Origin of the sequence: Pseudomonas sp. B14(2022), assembly GCF_012030485.1 — a bacterium.
In the GTDB taxonomy this organism is placed as follows: domain Bacteria; phylum Pseudomonadota; class Gammaproteobacteria; order Pseudomonadales; family Pseudomonadaceae; genus Aquipseudomonas.
Map to the genome: position 1 here is coordinate 72,505 of NZ_JAAUVM010000005.1, position 26,213 is coordinate 98,717.

The following is a 26,213-nucleotide window of genomic DNA, read 5'->3' on the forward strand; positions in this document are numbered from 1 at the left end:
CATGCTTTCCAACCCTAATATCGATCTGGTTTCGCGCTTTCTTCGCCTGCCTCTGGAACAACGCCAGCAGTTTTACCAGCGCCTGCAAAGCCGGGGCATGAGCTTCGCCCAGCTGCCGATTGCCTCGATCCGTGAGGACGGCCAGATGCTGCCGTTGTCCTACGCCCAGGAACGGCAGTGGTTTCTCTGGCAACTGGACCCGGACAGCGCCGCCTATCACGTACCGGGCGCCCTGCGCCTGAGCGGGCGCCTGGACAAGGTTGCGCTGCAAAAGAGCTTCGACACCCTCGCGGTGCGCCATGAAAGCCTGCGCACGCGCCTGCACCTGGATGATGAACAGCGCTCCCAGGAAGTGCTGGCCCACGGCGTGATCGAGATCGCTGAAAGCTCGGTCGACGAGGCGCAGCTCAAGGCCCGCGTCGAAGCCGAAATCGCCCGCCCGTTCGACTTGCAGCAAGGCCCGCTACTGCGCGTCAGCCTGCTTACCCTCGGTGAAGACGAGCACGTGCTGGTGCTGGTGCAGCACCATATCGTCTCCGATGGTTGGTCGATGGGCGTGATGGTGCAGGAGCTGATGCAGCTCTACGCTGCCTACAGCCAGGGCCAGGACTGCGTGCTGGCACCTTTGCCGATCCAGTACGCCGACTACGCACTGTGGCAACGCCGCTGGATGGAAGCGGGGGAGAAGGCCCGCCAACTGGACTACTGGCGTGAACTGCTCAGCGGCACGCAGCCGGTGCTGGAGCTGCCATTCGACCAGCCGCGCCCGGCGCAACAGAGCTACCGTGGCGCGCGTCTGGACATCGCGCTGGAACCGGCACTGGTTGCAGGGTTGAAAGCCCTGGCCCAGCGCGAAGGCGTGACGATGTTCATGTTGCTGCTGGCCTCCTTCCAGGCATTTCTGTACCGCTACAGCGGCCAGCAGGATATTCGCGTCGGCGTGCCGATTGCCAACCGCAACCGCGTCGAGACCGAATCGCTGATCGGCTTCTTCGTCAATACGCAAGTGCTCAAGGCTGACCTCGATGGCCAGATGAGCTTCGCCCAGTTACTGCAGCAGACCAAGCGCCGCGCGCTGGAAGCCCAGGCCCATCAGGACTTGCCCTTCGAGCAATTGGTGGAAGCGCTGCAGCCGGAGCGCAGCCTGAGCCATAACCCGCTGTTCCAGGTGATGTTCAGCCACCAGGCCAATTCCCCTGCCGCCGCGCAGCAACTGCCGGGCCTGCGCGTGGCCAACCTCGAATGGGACAGCCACAGTGCCCAGTTCGACCTGAGCCTGGATACCCAGGAGAGCGGCGACGCGATCTGGGCGTCCTTGACCTACGCGACCGACCTGTTCGGCGCCGCCACCGTCGCGCGCATGGCCGAACATTGGCTGAGCCTGTTGCGTGCGGGCGTGGCGAACCCTGCCTTGCCCTTGCAGGATATGGCGACACTCAATGCCGAGGAGCGCGAGCAAATCCTCTCGCAATGGAACGCCACGGAGCGCGACTACCCCCAAGGGCAGTGGGTGCATCAGTTGATCGAAGCCCAGGTGCAGGCGCAGCCGGATGCACCGGCGCTGCGCTTCAACGACCTGTCCCTGAGCTACGCCGAACTGAACCGCCGCGCCAACCGCCTGGCGCATCGGCTGATCGAAGCCGGCGTGGGGCCGGACGTGCTGGTGGGCCTGGCGGTGGAGCGTTCCATCGAAATGGTCGTCGGCTTGTTGGCGGTGCTCAAGGCCGGTGGTGCCTATGTGCCGCTGGACCCGGAATACCCGCGCGAACGCCTGGCCTACATGCTGGACGACAGCGGCGTGAAACTGCTGCTGACCCAGGCGCATTTGCGTGAGCAGTTGCCGATTCCCCAGGGCCTGGAAACCCTGGTGCTGGGTGAATCTGCCTTCGAGGGCTACAGCGATGCCAATCCCGGGGTCATTGTGGACGGCGAAAACCTCGCCTACGTGATCTACACCTCGGGCTCCACCGGCCAACCCAAAGGCGCCGGCAACCGTCATTCGGCATTGCTGAACCGCCTGCAATGGATGCAGGAAGCCTATGGCCTGGACGCCAGCGACACGGTGCTGCAAAAGACCCCGTTCAGCTTCGACGTGTCGGTGTGGGAGTTCTTCTGGCCGTTGATGACTGGTGCGCGCCTGGTGGTTGCAGCACCCGGTGATCATCGTGATCCGGCCAGGCTGATCAACCTGATCAATCAACAGCGGGTCACTACGCTGCACTTCGTGCCATCGATGTTGCAGGCGTTCCTGCAGGATCCGGCGGTGTCGACTTGCCAAAGCCTGCACCGCATCGTGTGCAGCGGCGAGGCCTTGCCGGTGGACGCCCAGCAGCAGGTCTTCGCCAAGCTGCCGCAGGCCGGGCTCTACAACCTGTACGGCCCGACCGAAGCCGCCATCGACGTGACCCACTGGACCTGCGTGGACGAAGGCCGCGACGCGGTGCCGATTGGTCGCCCGATTGCCAACCTGGGTTGCTACATCCTCGACAGCCACTTCGAACCCGTACCGGTCGGCGTCCTCGGCGAGTTGTACTTGGGCGGTATCGGCCTGGCCCGTGGTTACCACCGCCGCCCGGCACTCACCGCCGAACGTTTTGTCGCCCACCCGTTCATCCAGGGCGAGCGCCTGTACCGTACAGGCGACCTCGCACGCTACCGCGCAGACGGCGTGATCGAATACGCCGGGCGCATCGATCATCAAGTCAAGCTACGCGGCCTGCGCATCGAACTGGGGGAAATCGAGGCGCGCCTGCTGGAGCACGAATGGGTCCGTGAGACCGCCGTGCTGGCGGTCGACGGCAAATACCTGGTGGGCTACCTGGTGTTGCAAAACGCCGGGGACGATTGGCGCGATGTGCTCAGCGCCCACCTGGCTCAACACCTGCCCGACTACATGGTCCCGGCACAGTGGATGCTGCTGGAACAGATGCCCCTGAGCCCCAACGGCAAACTCGACCGCAAGGCGCTGCCCAAACCCGAAGCCACCCACCCCTACGAAGCTCCGCACAGTGTGCTGGAGCAGCAGATCGCGGCGATCTGGGCCGAGGTGCTGGGCGTCGAACAGGTGGGTTTGAATGACAACTTCTTCGAGCGCGGCGGTGACTCGATCATCTCCATTCAAGTGGTCAGCCGCGCCCGTGCCGCCGGTATTCATTTCACCGCCAAGGCGCTGTTCCAGCATCAGACCGTGCGCAGCCTCGCCCGGGTGGCGCAGTTGCAGACAGCGCAGGTGATCGACCAAGGCCCGGTGCAGGGCGAGACGCCGTTGCTGCCGTTCCAGCAGTTGTTCTTCGAGATGGACCTGCCGGACCGCCACCACTGGAATCAGTCCTTGCTGCTGGCGCCACGCGAGCCGGTCAGGGCAGGTCGACTGCAAGCGGCTTTACACGCCATCGTCCAACACCACGATGCGCTGCGCCTGAGTTTCAGCCAGCAGGCCGAAGGGTGGCAGGCCGAGCATGCAGCCGCCACCCCTGAGGTGCTGTGGCAAGCCACGGTGAAGGATGCCGACGAACTGGCCGCGCTGTGCGAAAAAGCCCAGCGCAGCCTCGACCTGCATCAGGGGCCCTTGCTGCGTGCGGTGCTTGCCGAACTGGCCGACGGTTCCCAGCGCCTGTTGCTGGTGATGCACCACCTGGTGGTGGATGGCGTGTCCTGGCGGGTGCTCCTTGAGGACCTGCAACGCCTGTACCGCCAACAGCCGTTACCGGCCAAGACCTCGTCGTTCAAGGCCTGGGCCGAGCGTTTGCAGGCCCATGCCCGCAGCGAAGCGGTACAGCCGCAGAAACACTTCTGGCTGCAACAACTCCAGGGCGTGCCTGCCGATCTGCCATGCCGTGATCCGCAAGGCGCGCGTCCTGTCCGCCTGGCGCAGACCGTGGTCAGCCAGTTGGACGCCGAGCACACCCGGCAATTACTGCAACAGGCGCCTGCGGCCTATCGCACCCAGATCAACGATCTGCTGCTGACCGCCCTGGCGCGCGTCATCTGCCAGTGGACGGGGCAGGCTTCCAGCTTGATCCAGCTGGAAGGCCACGGCCGCGAAGACCTGTTCGACGATATCGACCTGACCCGCACCCTGGGTTGGTTCACCAGCCTGTTCCCGGTGCGCCTGACCCCGGCCGAATCCCTTGGCGCTTCTATCAAGCAGATCAAGGAGCAACTGCGCGCCGTGCCGGACAAGGGCCTGGGCTTCGGCGCGCTGCGCTACCTCGGCGACGAGGCCACGCGCCAGGCGTTCAGCGCATTGCCGGTGCCGCGTATCACCTTCAATTACCTGGGCCAGATCGACGGCAGCTTTGACCAGCCGGACGGCTTGTTCGCGCTGGCCGCAGAAAGTGCCGGTGCCGAGCAGAGCCCGGAGGCGCCGCTGGGCAACTGGTTGATACTCAACGGCCAGGTGTTCGGCGGTGAACTGCACCTGGGCTGGACCTTCAGCCCGCTGATGTTCGAGGTGTCGCAGATCGACGCCTTGAGCCAGGCCTTCAGCCGTGAACTGACGGCATTGGTGGAACATTGCTGTACCCCCGGCAACCACGGCGTGACGGCCTCGGACTTCCCGTTGTCGCGCCTGAACCAGCAGCAGCTTGAATCCTTGCCGCTGGCCGCTGATGGGATTGAAGACATCTACACCTTGTCGCCCATGCAGCAGGGCATGCTGTTTCACACCCTGTACGAACAGGCCGCCGGCGACTACATCAACCAGATCCGCGTGACGGTCGAGGGCCTGGATGTAGCGCGGTTCCAGCAGGCCTGGGATGCCACGGTGCAGGCCCATGATGTGTTGCGCAGTGGGTTCTTCTGGGAAGGCCAGTTGGAATGGCCGTGCCAGGTGGTGTATCGCGAGGCCCGGTTGCCGATCGAACACCTCGACTGGCGCGCCATGCCGGAGCGTGAGCTGGCGTTGCAAAACCTGCAGCAAGCCCAGCGTCGCCAGGGCTTTGACCTGGCCAAGGCACCCCTTGTCCGTCTGGTGCTGGTGCGCACCGACGAGCAACGCCATGAGCTGATCTACACCAACCATCACATCCTGATGGACGGTTGGAGCAATTCGCGACTGTTCGGTGAAGTGCTGCAACGTTACGCCGGTGTGGCGGTGCCTGAAGCGGCGGGTCGCTATCGCGATTACATTGGCTGGTTGCAGCAGCGGGATGCCGGTGCGACCGAAACCTTCTGGCGCGAGCAGTTGAGTGCATTGCAAGCGCCGACCCGCCTGGGCAGCAGCCAGCCAAGCGCGGCGAATGGGCATGGCGAACACCAACTGAGCCTGGATCGCCCGCTGACGGGTCGCCTCGAGGCTTTTGCGCGCAGCAATAAGGTCACGCTCAATACCCTGATCCAGGCGGCATGGCTGGTCCTGTTGCAGCGCCATAGCGGGCAGGCGGTGGTGTCGTTCGGCGCCACCGTGGCCGGGCGCCCGGCAGACCTCGTGGGGGTGGAGCAGCAGATCGGCCTGTTCATCAACACCTTGCCGGTGATCTGCGCAGTGGATGGCCAGCAAACCGTGGCCGACTGGTTGCAAGCGGTGCAGGCGCAGAACCTGGCTTTGCGCGAGCATGAACATACCGGGCTGTACGATATCCAGCGCTGGGCCGGGCAGGGCGGTGAAGCCTTGTTCGATAACATCCTGGTGTTCGAAAACTACCCGGTGTCCAAGGCCCTGGAGCAGAGTGGCGGCAGCGGTATCCGTTTTGGCCTGCCGGATTCCCGCGAGCAAACCAGCTTCCCGCTGACGGTGCTGGTGGACGTGGGTGACACGCTGTCGGTGCAGTTCAGCTTTGCGCGTGCGCATTTCGACCTGGGCACGGTGCAAACCTGCGGCCGCCATCTGCTCAATCTGCTGCAAGCCATGCTCGAGGGCGGCCAGCAGCGTCTGGGTGACCTGGCCATGCTCGATGTGGCCGAGCGTCAGCAGGTGGTACAGGACTGGAACGCCACGGCGCGGGACTACCCATTGCAGCACTGCGTGCATCAACTGATTGAACAGCAGGTGGGGCGCACGCCGGACGCTGCGGCCCTGGTGTTTGCCGAGCAGCGCTTGAGCTACGCCGAACTCAACCGCCGCGCCAACCGCCTGGCGCATCGCCTGCTCGAAGCCGGCGTGGGGCCGGACGTACTGGTGGGCCTGGCGGTGGAGCGTTCCATCGAAATGGTCGTCGGCCTGCTCGCGGTGCTCAAGGCCGGTGGTGCCTATGTGCCGCTGGACCCGGAATACCCCCGCGAACGCCTGGCCTACATGCTGGACGACAGTGGGGTGAAACTGCTGCTGACCCAGGCGCATTTGCGTGAGCAGTTGCCGATTCCCCAGGGCCTGGAAACCCTGGTGCTGGGTGAATCTGCCTTCGAGGGCTACAGTGACGCCAACCCAGGGATCGCCCTGGACGGCGAGAACCTTGCCTACGTGATCTACACCTCGGGCTCCACCGGTCAACCCAAAGGCGCCGGCAACCGTCATTCGGCATTGCTGAACCGCCTGCAATGGATGCAGGAAGCCTATGGCCTGGACGCCAGCGACACGGTGCTGCAAAAGACCCCGTTCAGCTTCGACGTGTCGGTGTGGGAGTTCTTCTGGCCGTTGATGACCGGCTCGCGCCTGGTGGTCGCCGCGCCGGGGGATCATCGCGATCCGACCAAACTGGTGCGCCTGATCAATGCCGAACACGTCACCACGCTGCACTTTGTCCCGTCGATGTTGCAGGCGTTCCTGCAGGACCCGACGGTTGCGACCTGTCATACCTTGCGCCGCATCGTGTGCAGCGGCGAGGCCTTGCCGGTGGACGCCCAGCAGCAGGTCTTCGCCAAGCTGCCGCAGGCCGGGCTCTACAACCTGTACGGCCCGACCGAAGCCGCCATCGACGTGACCCACTGGACCTGCGTGGACGAAGGCCGCGACGCGGTGCCGATTGGTCGCCCGATTGCCAACCTGGGTTGCTACATCCTCGACAGCCACTTCGAACCCGTACCGGTCGGCGTCCTCGGCGAGTTGTACTTGGGCGGTATCGGCCTGGCCCGTGGTTACCACCGCCGCCCGGCACTCACCGCCGAACGTTTTGTCGCCCACCCGTTCATCCAGGGCGAGCGCCTGTACCGTACCGGCGACCTCGCACGCTACCGCGCAGACGGCGTGATCGAATACGCCGGGCGCATCGATCATCAAGTCAAGCTACGCGGCCTGCGCATCGAACTGGGGGAAATCGAGGCGCGCCTGCTGGAGCACGAATGGGTCCGTGAGACCGCCGTGCTGGCGGTCGACGGCAAATACCTGGTGGGCTACCTGGTGCTGCAAAACGCCGGGGACGATTGGCGCGATGTGTTCGGCGCCCATCTCGCCCAGCAGTTGCCGGACTACATGGTGCCCGCCCAATGGGTGCTGCTGGAGCAGATGCCCCTGAGCCCCAACGGCAAACTGGATCGCAAGGCCTTGCCCAAGGCGGACGCCAGTTTGCAAGCGCGGGAGTATGTCGCGCCGCAGAGCGAGCTGGAACAGCAGATCGCCGCGATCTGGGCCGAGGTCCTGGAGGTACCGCGCGTGGGTTTGAACGACAACTTCTTCGAACTGGGCGGGCACTCGCTGCTGGCGACCCAGGTGGTGGTGCGCCTGCGTGAGCAGCTGCACGCCGAATTCGACGTCAAATCGATCTTCACCACCCCGACCCTGGCCGACTTCAGCGCCTATGTGGCTGGCCAGCAGACAAATAATTCGCCGGTGCAGGACGCATTGGCTAAATCCTTGGAGGCTCTCAAACGTCTATCAGCAGAAGATTTGGATAAATTGATTTCCTGAGGGGCGTGGCGTGCAAGCATTAATCGAGTCGGTAGGGTCACTTTCAGCGCAACAAAAGAAAGCGTTGGCGGTAATGCTCAAGCAGCAAGGCATCAACCTGTTTGAGATTGCCCCGGTTTTCAAGCGCCAGGAAGGTGAGCCCCTTCGACTCTCTTATGCCCAGGAACGGCAGTGGTTCCTGTGGCAGTTGGAGCCGCAGAGCACTGCCTATCACGTGCCAAGGGCCCTGCGCCTGACCGGTCAGCTGGACGTGACTGCGTTGCAGCGCAGCTTTGACACACTGGTGATGCGCCATGAAAGCCTGCGCACGCATTTGCAGGAGGACGGCGACAGCGCCCTGCAGGTGATTGCCGATCAGGTCCGGGTGGAGATCGCCCTGGTCGACGCCGAGGAATCCGAACTCAAGGCGCTGGTGGAAGCCGAGATCGCCCAGCCGTTCGATTTGCAGCAAGGTCCACTGTTGCGGGTCAAGCTGCTGCGCCTGGCGCCCCAGGAGCACGTGCTGGTGCTGGTGCAGCATCACATCGTTTCCGATGGCTGGTCGATGCAGGTGATGGTCGACGAGCTGGTGCAGCTGTACGCCGCCTATGTGAAGGGCCAGGACCTGCAACTGCCGGCCTTGCCGATCCAGTACGCCGACTACGCGCTGTGGCAACGCAGCTGGATGGAGGCGGGCGAGCGTGAGCGCCAGTTGGGTTACTGGAAAGGCATGCTCGGCGGCGAGCAGCCGGTCCTCGAAATGCCCATGGACCGCCCGCGGCCAGCGGTACAGAGCTACCGCGGGGCAAGGCTGGACCTGACCCTGGAAACCTCGCTGGTGGCGGCCCTCAAGACCTTGGCACAGCGCGAAGGTGTGACGGTCTTCATGCTGTTGCTGGCGTCGTTCCAGGCCGTGTTGCACCGCTACAGTGGCCAGGGTGACATCCGCATCGGCGTGCCGGTGGCCAACCGTAATCGGGTGGAGACCGAGCGCCTGATCGGCTTTTTCGTCAACACGCAAATCCTCAAGGCCGATATCGACGGCCAGATGACCTTCCGTGAATTGCTGCAGCAAACCCGCCAACGTGCGGTCGAGGCCCAGGCCCATCAAGACTTGCCGTTCGAGCAACTGGTGGAAGCGCTGCAGCCCGAGCGCAGCCTGAGCTACAACCCGTTGTTCCAAGTGATGTTCAACCACCAGACCGACACCCAACGCGGCGGCGGCAGCGTCACGGGCCTGCAAGTACAAGGGCTGGAGTGGGAAAGCAAGACGTCGCAGTTTGACCTCAACCTCGACACCCAGGAATCGGCTGATGGTATCCAGGCGTCCCTGACCTATGCCACCGACGTGTTTGATGCGCCGGGCCTGGAACGTTTCCTCGGCCACTGGCACCGTTTGTTGCACCTGGTGGTCCAGGACTGTAACGGCCGGGTCGGCGAGTTGCCGTTGCTGGACGATACGCAGTGGCAGCAACTGGTGCATACCTGGAATGACACGCACCAGGCGTTCCCGCAGGATGTGGGTGTACACCATTTGCTGGAAACCCAGGCCCAGGCCCGTCCGGACGCGATCGCGCTGGTCTGCAATGGCCAGGCGCTGAGCTACGCAGAACTGAACCGCCGTGCCAATCGCCTGGCCCATCGCCTGCGTGCCGCCGGTGTTGGCCCGGACGTGCTGGTGTCCATTGCCCTGGACCGTTCGGTGGACATGGTGCTGGCCTTGCTGGCAACCCTGAAGGCCGGTGGTGCCTATGTGCCGCTCGATCCGCAGTTCCCGGCGGATCGGCTGGCGTTCATGCTCGAAGACAGCCGCGCACGCGTATTACTGACTGCCGGCGACCTGCACGAACGCCTGCCACTGGCGGCTGACCAGCAATTGCTGCTCATGGACGCACAGGAAGATGCGCGCTACAGCAGCGCCAACCCCGACATCGAACTGACGGGCGAACACCTCGCCTATGTGATCTACACCTCCGGCTCCACCGGCAAGCCCAAGGGCGTGATGGTGCGTCATGGCGCACTGAGCAGCTTCACCCATGGCATGGCCAGCACCCTGTCCATTGGCGCTGACGCGCGGCTGTTGTCGTTGACGACGTTCTCGTTCGATATCTTTGCCCTGGAACTCTACGTACCGCTGGCGACAGGTGCGACGGTGGTACTGGCCGACAAGCACGTTTCCCTGGACCCCGAGGCGATTCTGGATCTGGTACAGCGCGAAGCGATCAGTGTGGTGCAAGCCACGCCCTCGAGCTGGCGCATGCTCCTGGACAGCGAACGCCGCGCCTTGCTGCGCGGGGTCAAGTGCCTGTGCGGTGGCGAGGCGTTGCCGGCCGACCTGGCGCAACGCATGCTGGCCCAGCAGGGCACGGTGTGGAACCTGTATGGCCCGACCGAAACCACTATTTGGTCGGCGGCCCATCTACTGGTTGAACCGTTGCCGTTTGTCGGTCGGCCAATCGCCAACACCTCGTTGTTTATCCTCAATGCCGAGCTCACCCCGAGCCCGGTAGGCACCAGCGGTGAGCTGCTGATCGGCGGTGTCGGCCTGGCCCGTGGTTACCACGGCCGCGCAGCGATGACTGCCGAACGTTTCGTGCCTAACCCGTTCGCTACTAACGGCGAACGCCTGTACCGCACCGGCGACCTGGCGCGCTATCGCGCGGATGGCGTGGTCGAGTACATCGGCCGCGTCGACCATCAGGTCAAGGTGCGTGGGTTCCGTATAGAACTGGGAGAGATTGAGGCGTGCCTGCGTGAGCAGGCCGATGTGCGCGAAGCCGCCGTGGTGGCTGAGCATGACCAGTTGCTGGCCTTCCTGGTCACCCGGCAACCGGTGTCGGATGAGGAGCAGGTCACCCTGCGCGAGCGGTTCAAGGCCGCCCTGCGCGAGCAGTTGCCGGAGTACATGGTGCCGGCCTACCTGGTGTTTTTGGAGCGGATGCCACTGACGCCCAATGGCAAGCTCGACCGCAAGGCGTTGCCCAAACCCGATGCCGCTGCCCTGCTAAAACGCTTTGTGCCGCCTGTCACCGAACGCGAGTGCCAGGTCGCGGCTATCTGGGCTGAGGTGCTGGGGTTGCCGCAGGTTGGCCTGGAGGATCACTTCTTCGAAATCGGTGGGCACTCGTTGCTGGCCACGCGGGTGGTGTCTCGTGTACGCCAGTCACTGGGCATCGATGCACCGTTGAAAGGCCTGTTCGAACAGCCGGTGCTTGGCCGGTTCGTGCAGGCGTTGTCAGGCACCGCGCTGGACTCGCCGCCGATCCTGCGGTTGGCACGTGATCAAGCCCTGGCGCTGTCCTATGCCCAGGAGCGGCAGTGGTTCCTCTGGCAACTGGAGCCGCAGAGCACCGCGTATCACATCCCGGCGGCCCTGCGCTTGCGCGGCGCCCTGGATCGCCGGGCCCTGCAACGCAGCTTCGATAGCCTGCTTGAACGGCATGAAACCCTGCGTACCGTGTTTGTCGTGGATGGCGAGCGCACGGTACAGCGGATCGCTGCGCCGACCGCGTTGCTGATCGAAAACGAGACCCTGCACAGTGATGAACCGGGCAGCTTGAAGGTCCGGGTCGAAGCAGAAATCGCTCGTCCATTCGACTTGTGCAGAGGCCCGCTGCTGCGGGTCAAGCTGTTGCGCCTGGCCGCGGACGATCATGTGCTGGTGCTGGTGCAGCACCACATCATCTCCGACGCCTGGTCGATGGAGGTAATGGTCGATGAGCTGGTGCAAGCTTATGCTGCGTTCAGCCAGGGCCTGGAGCCTCAGTTGCCGGCGCTGCCGGTTCAATATGCCGATTATGCGGTGTGGCAGCGTGGCTGGATGGAGGCGGGCGAGCAGGCCCGCCAGCTGACCTACTGGGTTGAACGCCTGGCCGGTGAGCAGTCTGTGTTGGAGCTGCCGCTGGATCATCCGCGCCCGGCGGTACAAAGCCATCGCGGCGCACGCCTGGACCTGGTGCTGGACGCCGCGCTGGCGAGCGAACTGCAGGCCTTGGCCCAGCGTCAGGGCGCGACCCTGTTCATGGTGTTGCTGGCGTCCTTCCAGGCCTTGTTGTATCGCTACAGCGGCCAATCGGATATTCGCGTCGGCGTGCCGATTGCCAACCGCAACCGGGTCGAGACCGAGCGTCTGATTGGTTTCTTCGTCAATACCCAAGTGCTCAAGGCCGATATCGCCGGTGAGTTGTCGTTTGTCGAATTGTTGCAGCAGGTCGAGCACACGGCCCTGGACGCGCAAGCGCATCAGGACCTGCCGTTCGAGCAGTTGGTGGAGGCGTTGCAGCCGGAACGCAGTCTGAGCCATAGCCCGTTGTTCCAAGTGATGTTCAACCACCAGTCCGACGTGCGCGACGAGGCGGGCGCGCAGTCGATTCCGGGTTTGCAGGTCGAAGGTCTGGAATGGGATAGTCACACTGCACACTTTGACTTGAGCCTGGATACCCAGGCGTCCGCGGACAGGCTCTGGGCATCGTTGACCTACGCGACAGATCTGTTCGAGGCGTCCACCATTGGACGCATGGCCCAGCATTGGCTTGGCCTGCTGCGGGCGGTGGTGAAGACACCGTCCCATCCTATTGCGTGCTTGCCGCTGCTGACGGCTGAAGAACAGCACGCGCTGCTGCAGGCCTGGAATACCAATCGCCCGGCGGCTGCGTGGCAGGCCGGCGTCCATCGCCTGTTCGAGGCCCAGGTGCTGAAACGCCCGCAAGCAGTGGCACTGGTACTCGATGGCGAGTCCCTGACCTATGACGCGCTCAATCGGCAAGCCAACCGTCTGGCTCATTGCCTGGTGGCAGAGGGCGTGGGTCCGGAAGTGTTGGTGGGGGTCGCAGTAGAGCGCTCCTTTGCCATGGTGGTCAGCCTGTTGGCGGTCCTTAAGGCCGGTGGTGCCTATGTGCCGCTCGACCCGCAGTACCCGCGCGAACGCCTGGCTCATATACTCGAAGACAGTGGCGTGCGCCTGGTGCTGATCCAGTCCCGTGTGCCGATAGCGTTGCCCGCAGGCGTTGCTGTATTGGCGATCGATACGGTCTCGCTGGCGTCGTACGCCGAGGAAAACCTTAGCGCAACAGTCGGGCCGCACAACCTTGCTTATGTGATCTATACCTCCGGCTCGACCGGCAAACCCAAGGGCGTGGCGATTGACCATGGCGCCTTGAGCGAATTCGCGAGCATTGCCGCCGGTTATTCCAAGCTGACTGAGAATGACCGCGTACTGCAGTTTGCGACCCTGAACTTCGATGGGTTCGTCGAGCAGCTGTATCCGGCGCTGACCCACGGCGCTGCCGTGGTACTGCGTGGCCCGGAACTCTGGGACAGCGGGCGCCTGTACCGCGAAATCCTGCAACAGGGCATTACCCTGGCCGACTTGCCGACCGCCTACTGGAACCTGTTCCTGCTCGACTGTCTGGCAGCCGGATCGCGTACCTATGGTGCCCTGCGGCAAGTGCATATCGGTGGCGAAGCCATGCCGCTGGACGGTCCAGCACAATGGTTGCGTGCGGGCCTGAGGCATGTGCGACTGCTCAACACCTACGGACCGACCGAGGCCACGGTGGTCTCCAGTGTGCTGGACTGCACCTCGGGCGATGAAGTCATTGGCGTTACCGCCAGCCCGATTGGTCGCTCTCTGCCGGGGCGTGCTTTGTACGTGCTGGACCGGGACCTCAACCTCGCGCCGTTGGGCGCCGTGGGCGAGTTGTATATCGGCAGCGCCTGTGGCCTGGCGCGCGCTTACCTGAACCGGCCATTGCTGACGGCCGAACGCTTCGTCGCTGATCCTTTCAGCGGTAACGGCGATCGCCTGTACCGCACAGGGGATCTGGCGCGTTACCGTGCCGACGGCGTGATCGAATACGTAGGACGGGTCGATCATCAAGTCAAGATCCGCGGTTTCCGTATCGAGCTGGGTGAAATCGAAGCCCTGTTGCTGGCCCAGGCGGGTGTTCGTGAGGCCGTGGTGTTGGCGGTGAACAACCAGTTGCTGGCCTATCTGGTGGCCGAACAGCCAGACACCCGCGCATTGGACGAAGCCCTCAAGACGGTGCTGCGTGAGCAATTGCCGGACTATATGGTGCCGGCCCACCTGATGTTCCTTGAGCGCCTGCCGCTGAACCCCAACGGCAAGCTGGATCGCCAGGCATTGCCAAAACCGGATGCGAGCCTTTCGCTGCAAACCTGGGTCGCACCGGTCAGTGCACTTGAGGTGCAAGTGGCGGCGATGTGGGCGGATATCCTCGGGGTGGAGCGCGTCGGCCTCATGGATCACTTCTTCGAGCTGGGCGGGCACTCGCTGCTGGCCATGCAAGTGGCCTCGCGACTGCGCCAGGCGCTGGCATTGGAAGTGCCGCTCAAGGTGCTGTTCGAACAGCCGCGCCTGCAAGGATTTGTCGCCGCGCTGCTCGCGCTCGAAGCGAGTGAGGGTGTCAAGGCGCCGGCGCTGGTTCCCGTGGCACGTGACCGCGGCTTGCCGCTGTCATATGCCCAGGAACGGCAGTGGTTTCTCTGGCAACTGGACCCAGGCAGCGCCGCTTACCATGTGCCCAGCGCGCTGCGCCTGAAGGGGCGGTTGGATCAAGCTGCGCTGCAACAAAGCTTTGACCGCCTGGTGGCGCGTCATGAGAGCCTGCGCACTCTGTTGCGCCAGGAAAACCACGGCGCCGTGCAAATCGTGGCTGAGCCTGCACCTGTCGCCATCACCCGTAGCGACGTGCTGGAGGCTGACCTCCAAGCCACCGTGGAGGCGAAGATAGCGCTCACGTTCAACCTGGAGCAGGGCCCGCTGCTGCGTGTTGAGCTGCTGCGCATCGCTGATGAAGACCATGTACTGGTGCTGGTGCAGCACCATATCGTTTCCGATGGTTGGTCGATGCACGTCATGGTCGATGAACTGGTGCAACTGTATGGTGCCTTCAGCCAGGGTCAAGACCTGCAGTTGCCTGCACTGCCGATTCAATATGCCGATTACGCCGTATGGCAACGCGACTGGATGGATGCTGGCGAGAAAGAGCGCCAACTCGCCTACTGGCTTGATCTGCTGGCAGGTGAGCAACCCGTGCTTGAGTTGCCGTTCGACTTCCAGCGCCCGGCGGAGCAAAGCCATCACGGTGCGCGTTTGCACCTGGAGTTGCCGACCACACTGGTGTCCGGCCTCAACGCCTTGGCCCAGCGCGAAGGCGTGACGATGTTCATGCTGTTGCTGGCTTCGTTTCAGACCTTACTGCATCGCTACAGTGGCCAGGAAGACATCCGCGTCGGTGTGCCGATTGCCAACCGCAATCGCGTTGAAACTGAACGGCTCATTGGCTTTTTCATCAACACTCAGGTGCTCAAGGCTGATATCGATGGGCAAACCACCGTTGCCCAGTTGCTGCAGCAGGTCAAGCAGCGCGCGCTGGACGCCCAGGCCCATCAGGACTTGCCGTTCGAGCAATTGGTAGAGGCGCTGCAGCCGGAGCGCAGCCTGAGTCTGAACCCGTTGTTTCAGGTGATGTTCAACCACCAAGTGGCCAACCGCCAGGCTTTCGCGGAGCACGCATCGAGTGAGCTGCGTGTCGAAGGGCTGGCCTGGAACAGCCACACCGCGCATTTCGATCTTGACCTGGACGTCCAAGAGTGGGGTGAGGGGCTGAGTGCTTCACTGGGGTATGCCACCGACCTGTTCGCCCCTGCGACCATCGAGCGTATGGCCGACCACTGGCAGAGGCTATTGCAGGCGATGGTTGCCGACCAACAGCAACCCATCAACCAACTCAACCTGCTCGGCCAGGATGAGCAACAACACATCCTGCAACTATGGAACCAGACCGACGCCGGCTTTTCGGCCGAGCGCTTTGTTCACGAGTTGGTAGCCGACCGCGCCGCCGAAAACCCGGATGCAGTCGCGGTGAAATTCGACGCGCAAACCCTGAGCTACGGCGAGCTTGACCGCCAGGCCAATCGCCTGGCCCACGCCCTGATCGCCCGTGGCGTCGGCCCCGAAGTGCGTGTGGCCATCGCCATGCCGCGCAGCGCCGAGAGCATGGTGGCGTTCCTGGCGGTGATGAAAGCCGGCGGCGTCTACGTGCCGCTGGACATCGAATACCCGCGTGATCGCCTGCTGTACATGATGCAGGACAGCCGTGCGAAGTTGCTGCTGACCCACACCAGTGCCTTGCAGCAACTGCCGATTCCCGAAGGCCTGGACAGCCTGGCGATTGATCGCACCGAGCAATGGGCCGATTACAGTGACACCGCGCCAAACGTGAACCTGGACGGCGACAACCTCGCCTACGTGATCTACACCTCGGGATCCACCGGCATGCCCAAAGGCGTGGCGGTCTCTCATGGGCCGTTGGTGGCGCATATCATTGCCACTGGCGAGCGTTATGAAACGTCCCCGGCCGATTGCGAACTGCACTTCATGTCCTTCGCCTTCGACGGCTCCCACGAAGGCTGGATGCACCCGCTGATCAATGGCGCCAGTGTGCTGATCCGTGACGACAGCCTATGGCTGCCCGAGTACACCTACGAACAGATGCACCGTCACAACGTGACCATGGCGGTGTTCCCGCCGGTGTACCTGCAACAGCTGGCCGAGCATGCCGAGCGTGACGGTAATCCACCGAAGGTGCGTGTGTACTGCTTTGGCGGCGACGCAGTGGCCCAGGCCAGCTATGACCTGGCCTGGCGCGCGCTCAAGCCGACCTACCTGTTCAACGGCTACGGCCCGACGGAAACCGTGGTCACGCCGCTGCTGTGGAAAGCACGTAAAGGCGATCCCTGCGGCGCCGTCTACGCGCCAATCGGCACGCTGCTGGGCAACCGCAGCGGCTACGTGCTGGACGCGCAACTCAACCTGCAACCCATCGGCGTCGCCGGTGAGCTGTACCTGGGCGGCGAGGGCGTGGCCCGTGGTTACCTGGAACGTCCGGCACTGACCGCCGAGCGCTTCGTGCCGGACCCGTTCGGCAAGCCCGGCAGTCGTGTGTATCGCAGCGGCGACCTGACCCGTGGGCGCCCGGATGGCGTGGTGGATTACCTCGGTCGCGTCGACCATCAGGTGAAAATCCGTGGCTTCCGTATCGAGCTGGGCGAGATCGAAGCGCGCCTGCGCGAGCAGGACAACGTCGGCGAAACCGTGGTGGTGGCCCAGGAAGGGCCGAGTGGCAAGCAGCTGGTGGCTTATGTGCTACCGGTAACCGCTCAGGTCAACGAAACCGAGTTTCGTGATGCCTTGCGCCGCACACTCAAGACCCGCTTGCCGGATTACATGGTGCCCGCGCACTTCATGTTCCTGGCGCAGATGCCGCTGACCCCCAACGGCAAGCTCGACCGCAAGGGCCTGCCGCAGCCGGATGTGAGCCAGATGCAGCAAGCATATGTCGCACCGCAGAGCGAGCTGGAACAGAAGATCGCTGCCATCTGGGCCGATGTGCTGCGCCTGCCGCGTGTGGGCTTGAACGACAACTTCTTTGAGCTGGGGGGCGACTCGATCATTTCGATCCAGGTAGTTAGCCGTGCACGGCAGGTCGGTGTTCGATTTACGCCCAAGGACCTGTTTCAGCATCAGACTGTACTGAGCCTGGCAGCGGTTGCCCAGGCGGGCGGGGAGGGCCTTGTGATCGAGCAAGGGCCGGTCACCGGCGAAACGTTGCTGTTGCCGATACACCAGTACTTTTTCCAGGCAGACATTGCCGAGCGTCACCACTGGAACCAATCCGTGGTCCTGCGCCCGGGCGAACGACTGGATGGCGCGACATTGCGCGCCGCCCTGGCAGCGCTGCTGGCGCATCACGACGCATTGCGCCTGAGTTTCAGCCCGCAAGCGGCCGGCTGGCAGGCTCACTACCGAGGGGTTGAAGCCCAAGACGAGCTGCTCTGGCAAACCGCCCTCGATACCATTGAGGCGCTTGAGCCCTTGGGCCTGCAGGCACAACGCAGCCTGGACCTGTCAGAAGGGCCGCTGATGCGTGCGGTGCTGGTCGAGTTGCCGGATGCATCGCAACGGCTGTTGCTGGTGATTCACCACCTGGTGGTGGACGGCGTGTCATGGCGGATCCTGCTCGAAGATCTGCAGACCGCCTACACCCAACTGCAGACTGGGCAGGCGGCTGTGCTGCCAGCTAAGAGCAGTTCGATCCAGGCTTGGGGCAAGCGATTACAGGCTCATGCGCATAGCCCGGCACTGCAGGAAGAACTGCGCTTCTGGCAGGCGCAGATGCAAGGCGTCGAGGCCGATCTGCCTTGCGATAACCCGCAAGGTGGTTTGCACAATTCACTGGCTCTGAGCGTGGGCACGCACCTCGATCAATCCTATACCCGACGCCTGCTGCAAGAGGCTCCGGCGGCATACCGTACGCAGATCAATGACCTGCTACTGACCGCGTTATCCCGGGTCATCACACGGTGGACGGGCGGCGAATCGCTGTTGGTCAAACTTGAAGGGCACGGTCGTGAGGATCTGTTCGAGGACGTCGACCTGACCCGCACAGTCGGTTGGTTCACCAGCATGTACCCGCTGGCGCTGACCCCGGCCACGTCCCTGGCCGACTCGATCAAGGGTATCAAGGAGCAATTGCGCGCTGTCCCGGATAAAGGGATTGGCTTCGGCGCACTGCGCTACTTGGGCGATGACCAGGCCCGGCGGGTATTGGGCGGGCTGGTGCAGCCACGGATCACCTTCAATTACCTGGGGCAGTTCGACGGCAGTTTCAATGATGCTGCGGCACAGGCCTTCTTCACCCCTACGGGCGAAAGCGCTGGCGCTGACCAGAGCGAGCACGCCTTGCTGGGTAACTGGCTGGAAATCAACGGGCAGGTGTACGGCGGTGAACTGAACCTGGTCTGGAGCTTCAGCCGCGAGATGTTCAGCGAGGTCACCGTACAACGCCTGGCCGATGCCTATGCGCAGGAACTCAAGCACTTGATCGAGCATTGCTGCCTGGCCGCACATCAGGGCGTAACGCCGTCGGACTTCCCGCTGGCCCGACTCAGCCAGGCACAGCTGGACCAGTTTGCGTTGGCTGCCGTCGATGATGTGTACCCGCTGTCGCCGATGCAGCAGGGCATGTTGTTCCACACCTTGTACGAGCCCCAGGCGGGCGACTATGTCAACCAGATGCGCGTGAATGTTGAGGGCCTGGACATCCCGCGTTTCCGTGAAGCCTGGCAGGCAGCGCTGGATAACCATGACATTCTGCGTACCGGCTTCATCTGGGACGGGGATCTTGCGCAGCCTCTGCAAGTGGTGCATCGCCAGGTGCAAATGCCGTTTATCGAAACCGAGTGCCCAGAAGGTGCCGATCAGCAGCAGCAACTGGATCAGTTGGCCGATGCGCAGCGCTTGCAAGGCTTCACTCTGGAGAGCCCGCCGTTGGTGCGCATTGCCCTGGCGCACACCGGCCCGCAACGTTGCCATCTGATCTACACCAGCCACCATATCCTGATGGATGGCTGGAGCAGCTCCCAACTGCTCGGCGAAGTTCTGGGGCGTTACGCCGGCCATGTGCCGCAGGCTCAGGTCGCGCGTTACCGGGACTTTATCGCCTGGCTGCAATCCCAGGATAAAACCCTGCGCGAAGCCTTCTGGAAGACCCAGCTGGCCAGCTTGGATGAGCCGACACGTCTGTTCCAGGCGCTGCCTCGCAACAAGGATGTGAGGGCGTCCGGGCTGGGTGAACACGCCCATGAGCTGGATGCCGTGGGCATGGCCCGCCTCAAGGCCTTTGCCCAAGGCCAGAAGATTACCCTCAACACCCTGGTGCAGTCCGCCTGGTTGCTGTTGCTGCAACGCTACACCGGGCAGGACACCGTGGTCTTCGGCGCCACAGTATCGGGCCGCCCCGCGGACCTGCGTGGTGTTGAGCAGCAAGTTGGGTTGTTCATCAATACCTTGCCAGTGGTAGCAACTCCTCGCCCAGATATGCCCGCGTCGCAATGGATGCAACAGATCCAGCAACAGAACCTTGCGTTGCGCGAGCATGAACACACGCCGTTGTTCGAGCTGCAACGCCTGGCCGGGCTGGGGGGCGAGGCGTTGTTCGACACCATTCTGGTGTTCGAGAACTACCCTGTATCGGAGGTGCTGGAGCAGGGTGCCCCGCAAGGGGTGCGGTTTGGCAGTGTCAGCAGCCGGGAACAGACGCACTATCCGCTGTCGATCGCCGTCGGTGTCGGCGAAACCCTGACGTTGCACTACAGCTATGACCGCAGTGAGGTCGACGGCCCGACGGTTGAACGTCTCAACCGGCATCTGCTGCACCTGTTGGCAGAGCTGGTCGCCAAGCCCCATGCGGCCCTGGCACAGTTGACGCTGTTGACAGAGTCGGAGCACCTGGCCCTGCTGGAGAAAGGCAACGGGTTGCCGAGCGAGACCTCTTGGCAGTGTGTCCAGCAGCAATTCGAACAGCAGGTGCGCCGCACGCCACAGGCAACCGCTGTGATCTTCGGCGAGCAGCAGTTGACCTACGATGCGCTGAACCGACGTGCCAACCGCCTGGCGAATGGGCTGATCAAGCAAGGTGTAGGCCCGGATTCGCTGGTAGGTATCGCGCTGGAGCGTTCTTTCGACATGCTGGTCGGGCTGCTGGCGATCCTCAAGGCCGGTGGTGCGTATGTACCGCTTGACGCCGACTATCCCGAAGAGCGCTTGGCCTACATGCTCAAGGACAGCGGCGTGAAGTGGCTACTGACTCAGTCGCACCTGACCCTGCCGTTGGCCGATGGCGTGCAGTGCCTGAGCCTTGAAGGTGATCAACGCTGGTTGAGCGGGTGCGGTGAAACTGATCCGCAGGTGCCCGTCAACGGTTATAACCTGATGTACGTGATCTACACCTCCGGCACCACCGGCAACCCGAAAGGTGTGGGTGTGACACACGAAGCATTGGCGCAACGCTTGCAATGGATGCAGGATACCTACGCATTGCAGGCCGACGATGTGCTGTTGCAGAAAGCCCCGATGAGTTTTGACGTATCGGTATGGGAGTGTTTCTGGCCGCTGATCAGCGGCAGCCGGCTAGTGATAGCGGCCCCGGGCGAACATCGGGATCCGGTGCGCCTGTTGGAGTTGATCCAGGCATTTGGCGTGACCACGCTGCATTTTGTGCCCTCGCTGTTGCAATTGTTCATGGATACGCCGGGCGTCGCCCAGTGCACCCGCGTGCGTAGGGTGTTCTCAGGCGGTGAAGCGTTGACCGCCGATTTGCGCGATCAGATCCTGCGGACCCTGCCAGGCGTAACATTGCACAACCGTTATGGGCCGACCGAAACGACGATCAACGCGACCTGGTGGGCGTGCTCCCTTGAGGACGGCACCCGTTCGCCGATTGGCCGGCCATTGGACGGTGTGATTTGCCGGGTACTGGACGGTGATCTGAACCCGGTCCCGATCGGTGTTGCCGGCGAGTTGTGCGTGGGGGGAGCCGGTTTGGCGCGCGGCTATCTCGGACGTCCGGGGTTGTCGGCCGAGCGCTTTATCGCGGACCCGTTCGGCGGCGCCAGTTCACGCCTGTATCGGACCGGCGACCGTGTGCGCTGGGCCGAGGATGGCGCGCTGGAATACCTGGGGCGCCTGGACCATCAGATCAAGATTCGCGGCTTCCGTGTGGAACTGGAGGAAATTCGTGCGCTGGTGCTGCTCCAGGCCGGAGTGGCCCAGGCCGAGGTCGTCCTGCGCCAGGACGGTGGTGGCGGCCAGTTGATAGGCTACTACGTGGCCCTCCCAACGGTACTCGATGAGATCGATCACGCTCAGGCGTTGCGCCATGCCCTGCAGGCGCTACTGCCGGACTACATGGTGCCCAAACAGTTCGTGCGCCTGTCGCACATGCCGTTGAGCCCCAGCGGCAAACTGGACCGCAAGGCCCTGCCGGAGCCCGACAGCCATGTTGTGCAAGGCGAATATGTAGCGCCTTGCAGCGACCTTGAACAGCAACTGGCGGCAATCTGGCAAGACGTGCTGGATGTTGAGCAAGTGGGGATGAATGACAACTTCTTCGAGCTGGGCGGGCACTCGTTGCTGGTGATCAATGTGATGTCGCGCATTCAGCTGGAGCTGGGCGTGAAGATCAGCGTGCATGAGCTGTTCCAGCATGCCCAGCTCAGGGAACTGGCAGAGCATTTACAGGGTCAGGGCGGCGGTATAAGCACTGAGAAACTGTCGTTCCTCGATTCACTCCTCGACGAAATGGAGCAGCTGTAATGGACGGCCAGATGGCGTACAAAATCATGCAGCGCTTTATCGGGCTGCCGCTGGAACAGCGCAAGGTGTACCTGCAGAGGATGCTGCAGGAAGGCGTTTCGCCGGGCAACCTGCCGATCCCGAAGGTACGGCGAGAGGCGCCCTTCCTGACGCTCTCGTATGCTCAGGAGCGGCAATGGTTTCTCTGGCAATTGGATCCGCAGAGCGCTGCATACCATATCCCCAGCGCCTTGCGGCTCAGGGGACATCTGGATATTACGGCGCTGCAAAAGAGCTTTGAACACCTGATAGCCCGACACGAGAGTTTGCGCACGCGGTTTCGCCAGGTCGGTGAAGGCATGCAGCAGGAAGTCCAGCCCGCATACCTCGTGACACTAGTGCCTGAAACCATTGACGAAAGCCAGTTGAAAGCGCGCGTCGAACAGGAAATTGCGCAACCCTTTGACCTGGAGCGCGGCCCGTTGCTGCGCATGACGCTCCTGCGTCTGGCAGAGCAGGACCATGTGCTGGTCCTGGTGCAGCACCACATCATTTCCGACGGTGCTTCGATGCAAGTGATGGTGGAGGAAGTGATACAGGCCTATGGCGCCTACACCCATGGGCGTGAGTTTGAGTTGCCTGAACTGCCAGTCCAGTACACCGACTACGCCCTGTGGCAGCGCAGTTGGATGGAAGCGGGGGAAAAGGACCGCCAACTGGAATATTGGCGCAGCCTGCTCGGCGGCGATCAGCCGGTGCTGGAACTGCCGTTGGACCGGCCACGCCCGGCGGTGCAAAGTTTTCGCGGTGCTTCCCTGGACCTGGTGCTGGATGAGCGCGTGGTAGCGGGTGTCAACGCCTTGGCTCAGCGTGAAGGCGCCACCGGTTTCATGGTGCTGCTGGCCTCCTTTCAGGTGTTGTTGCATCGCTACAGCGGGCAACAGGACATCCGTATCGGTGTGCCGACCGCCAACCGTAACCGGGTCGAGACGCAGCGCCTGGTCGGCTTCTTCGTCAATACCCAGGTGCTGAAGGCCGAGGTGGACGAGCACACCAGCGTGCTGGCGCTGTTGCGCCAAGCCCGTCAACGGGTGCTGGAAGCCCAGGCGCATCAAGACTTGCCGTTCGAACAACTGGTGGAAGCGCTTCGTCCCGAACGCAGCTTAAGTTACAGCCCATTGTTCCAGGTCATGTTCAACCATCAGAACCGTGGCGCTGGCAGTACAAGCGAGCCGGGAACCTCCGGCCTGGTGTTGGAGGGCCTGGACTGGGAGAGCCGAACCGCTCAGTTCGACCTTAGCTTGAATGTTGTGCAGGAGGCATCGAGCATTCGGGCATCCTTTGGCTACGCGACCGACCTGTTCGACGCAGCAACCATCGAGCGCATGGCGCAGCACTGGCAACGACTGTTGAGTGCAATGGTTGCAACGCCGGAGGCCCTGGTCGACTCTCTGGCAATCCTGGACGCAGCAGAGCGCCGGCAGATCGTCGATGGCTGGAATGCCACCGCTGTCGATTACCCCCTTGAAAAGACCGTGCACCAACTGTTTGAAGCCCACGCCGAACATGACCCGCATCGGCCAGCCCTGGTGTTTGGCGCGCAGCAGCTGAGCTATGCCGTCCTGAACCATCGCGCCAACCGCCTGGCCCATGCCTTGATCGCACGTGGTGTCGGTCCGGACGTGTTGGTGGGCGTGGCAATGGAGCGTTCCGTGGAAATGGTCGTCGCCTTGTTGGCGATCCTCAAGGCCGGAGGTGCCTACGTGCCTGTGGACCCGGATTACCCCGCGGAGCGCCAGGCCTATACGCTGGAGGACAGTGCGGTAAAGCTGTTGCTCAGCCAGTCGCACTTGAGCCTGCCGGCCTCCGACAGCGTGTTGCGTATTGACCTGGACCGCGATGAGCTTTGGCTGGACGCGTACAGCGAGGCCAACCCTGACGTAGCCCTCAGCGGTGAACACCTTGCCTATGTGATCTACACCTCCGGTTCCACCGGCAAGCCCAAGGGCGCGGGCAACAGCCATGCAGCCTTGACCAACCGCTTGTGCTGGATGCAACAGGCGTATGCATTGTGTGCCGGTGATACGGTGCTGCAGAAGACGCCGTTCAGTTTTGATGTGTCGGTGTGGGAGTTCTTCTGGCCGTTGCTCAGCGGCGCGCGATTGGTGATGGCGGCACCCGGCGATCACCGTGATCCGACGAAGCTGGTGGAGGTGATCACGCGTGAATCTGTCACCACGCTGCACTTTGTGCCGTCGATGCTGCAAGCCTTCCTGCAGGACCGCCTAGTGGGCCGTTGCAGTAGTGTGCAGCGCATCATCTGTAGCGGCGAAGCCTTACCGGTGGATGCGCAACAACAAGTCTTCGCCAAGCTGCCTCAGGCCCACCTGTATAACCTCTACGGGCCTACGGAAGCAGCCATTGATGTCACCAGCTGGGCCTGCATTGACGAAGGCAAGGACGCGGTGCCCATCGGCAAACCCATTGCCAACCTGAGGTGTCATATCCTGGACGCTAACCTTGAACCGGTGCCGATCGGTGTGCTCGGCGAGTTGTACCTGGCAGGCAAGGGGCTGGCACGTGGGTATCATCGTCGGCCAGTGTTGACCGCCGAGCGATTTGTCGCCAGCCCGTTCGGGGGCGGCGAGCGCATGTACCGCACTGGAGACCTGGCGCGTTATCGTCCTGATGGGGTGATCGAGTACGCCGGGCGTATTGACCATCAAGTCAAGCTGCGCGGCCTGCGGATCGAGTTGGGTGAGATCGAAGCGCGCCTGCTTGAGCATGAAGGGGTTCGCGAGACCGCGGTGCTGGCGCTGGACGGCACGCAATTGGTCGGCTACGTGGTGCTTGATCAGCCAATGCCGCACTGGCGAGAAACCCTCACGGCCTATCTATCGACTCATCTGCCGGCCTTTATGGTGCCGGCCCAGTGGGTCTTGCTGGACAGTATGCCGTTGAGCCCCAACGGCAAACTTGAGCGCAAGGCACTGCCGCGCCCCGAAACCGCCGTTCAGCGACGCGAGTACGTGGCGCCGCATACGGCGCTCGAACACCAGGTCGCGCAGATCTGGCAACAGGTGCTGGGTACCGAGCGGGTTGGCCTGGACGATAACTTTTTTGAACTGGGCGGGCATTCATTGCTGTTGCTGGTGGTGAAAGAACGCCTGGCGGCTCAATGCGGGTTGATGCTCACGGTCAACCAATTGATGACGCGTCCAACCGTTAGGGCGTTGGCGGGCAGCGCGTCGGATGAACGAGCGCGCTCGCTGCTCGTTGACTTGAATGGCCAGCAGGGCGGGCCGTCATTGTTTCTGTTTCACCCAAGTTTCGGTTCAGTACACTGCTACAAGGCGCTTGGCATGGCCTTGCGCTCGGAGATGCCGGTACAGGGCGTTATTTGTCGGGCTCTGCTTGATCCGCAAAGCCAGGTGCCGACGTGGGATGCCATGGTTCAGGACTATACCCATCAGGTTCTTGCGAGCCAGCCGCAGGGGCCGTATTACCTCGCGGGGTGGTCGCTGGGTGGGAACCTTGCGTTGCAGGTGGCTGGCAGACTGGAGGCGCAGGGGGCCAAAGTGGCGTTCCTGGGGAGCATCGATGCGCCTCCGCCGATGCATGTCACTGCGTTCTGGGACAGGGACAAAACCCTGCGGCCGGCGTTTGAATCACTGGAAGCAGGCGATAAGCGCGTGGAGTTGCTGACGGTCATGTTCCCTGACTCGGCCCAGGATATTGCACAGGCCTGGCAGGATATCGAGCACTCGGGCGCCACGGCGGACCAACGGTGGGAGGCACTTTGCGAGTGGGGACAGTCGGCTTTGGGCGAGGTATTTGTCAGCTTGCGCAACGAGCTGCAACAAGGCGGCGAGCTGGAGGTTTCGTGGGCGTTGAAACGCACACTCGATGAGCGCTTGAGGGATGCCGCCTATGCGCGCCTCGCTGCTCCTGTGAGTTGCTGGTGGGCAGCACAAAGCAAATCTGCCAGTGATCGGCAAGTCATCTGCACGGCACTTGAAGAGGGGATCGGCCATGGACTGGACACTTCGGTGGTCATCGATACGACCCATGATCGAATCGTCGACAACCCTGAGTTCATTGCCTCGTTCGTAGCGGCCCTGACGGCTGCCAGGCACTAGCCCGGGCGAGCACGCTTACACTGGACACCGGCCTTGCGCCGGTGTTTTTTGCGTGGTGTTCCAGTCACGGCGCTACGCGCCATGCCTGGCGCACAACAAAGAAAACCCCCGCCTGATGGCGGGGGGCTAAGTGCTGTTTGCACGCAACTGCGGG

2 protein-coding genes and 3 pseudogenes are annotated in these 26,213 nt (G+C 63.0%); all 5 read left to right on the plus strand.

Going from position 1 to position 26,213, the window contains the following annotated elements:
* Nucleotides 1-145: 145 nt before the first annotated feature.
* Nucleotides 146-1,405: pseudogene (locus HCF10_RS32005) on the plus strand (condensation domain-containing protein); the annotation flags it as partial.
* A gap of 21 nt (nt 1,406-1,426) precedes the next feature.
* Nucleotides 1,427-7,366: pseudogene (locus HCF10_RS10070) on the plus strand (amino acid adenylation domain-containing protein); the annotation flags it as partial.
* A 177-nt stretch (nt 7,367-7,543) separates the two neighbouring features.
* Nucleotides 7,544-7,783: pseudogene (locus HCF10_RS32010) on the plus strand (phosphopantetheine-binding protein); the annotation flags it as partial.
* Nucleotides 7,784-7,793: 10 nt separating this feature from the next.
* Complete coding sequence (locus tag HCF10_RS10075; RefSeq protein WP_443200907.1) at nt 7,794-21,941, plus strand: non-ribosomal peptide synthase/polyketide synthase; 14,148 nt, start codon at nt 7,794-7,796, stop codon at nt 21,939-21,941.
* Nucleotides 21,941-26,059, plus strand: coding sequence for an amino acid adenylation domain-containing protein (locus HCF10_RS10080; RefSeq protein WP_167655428.1), 4,119 nt, complete (start codon nt 21,941-21,943; stop codon nt 26,057-26,059). The genes HCF10_RS10075 and HCF10_RS10080 overlap by 1 nt, the downstream gene beginning before the upstream one ends.
* Nucleotides 26,060-26,213: the final 154 nt, after the last annotated feature.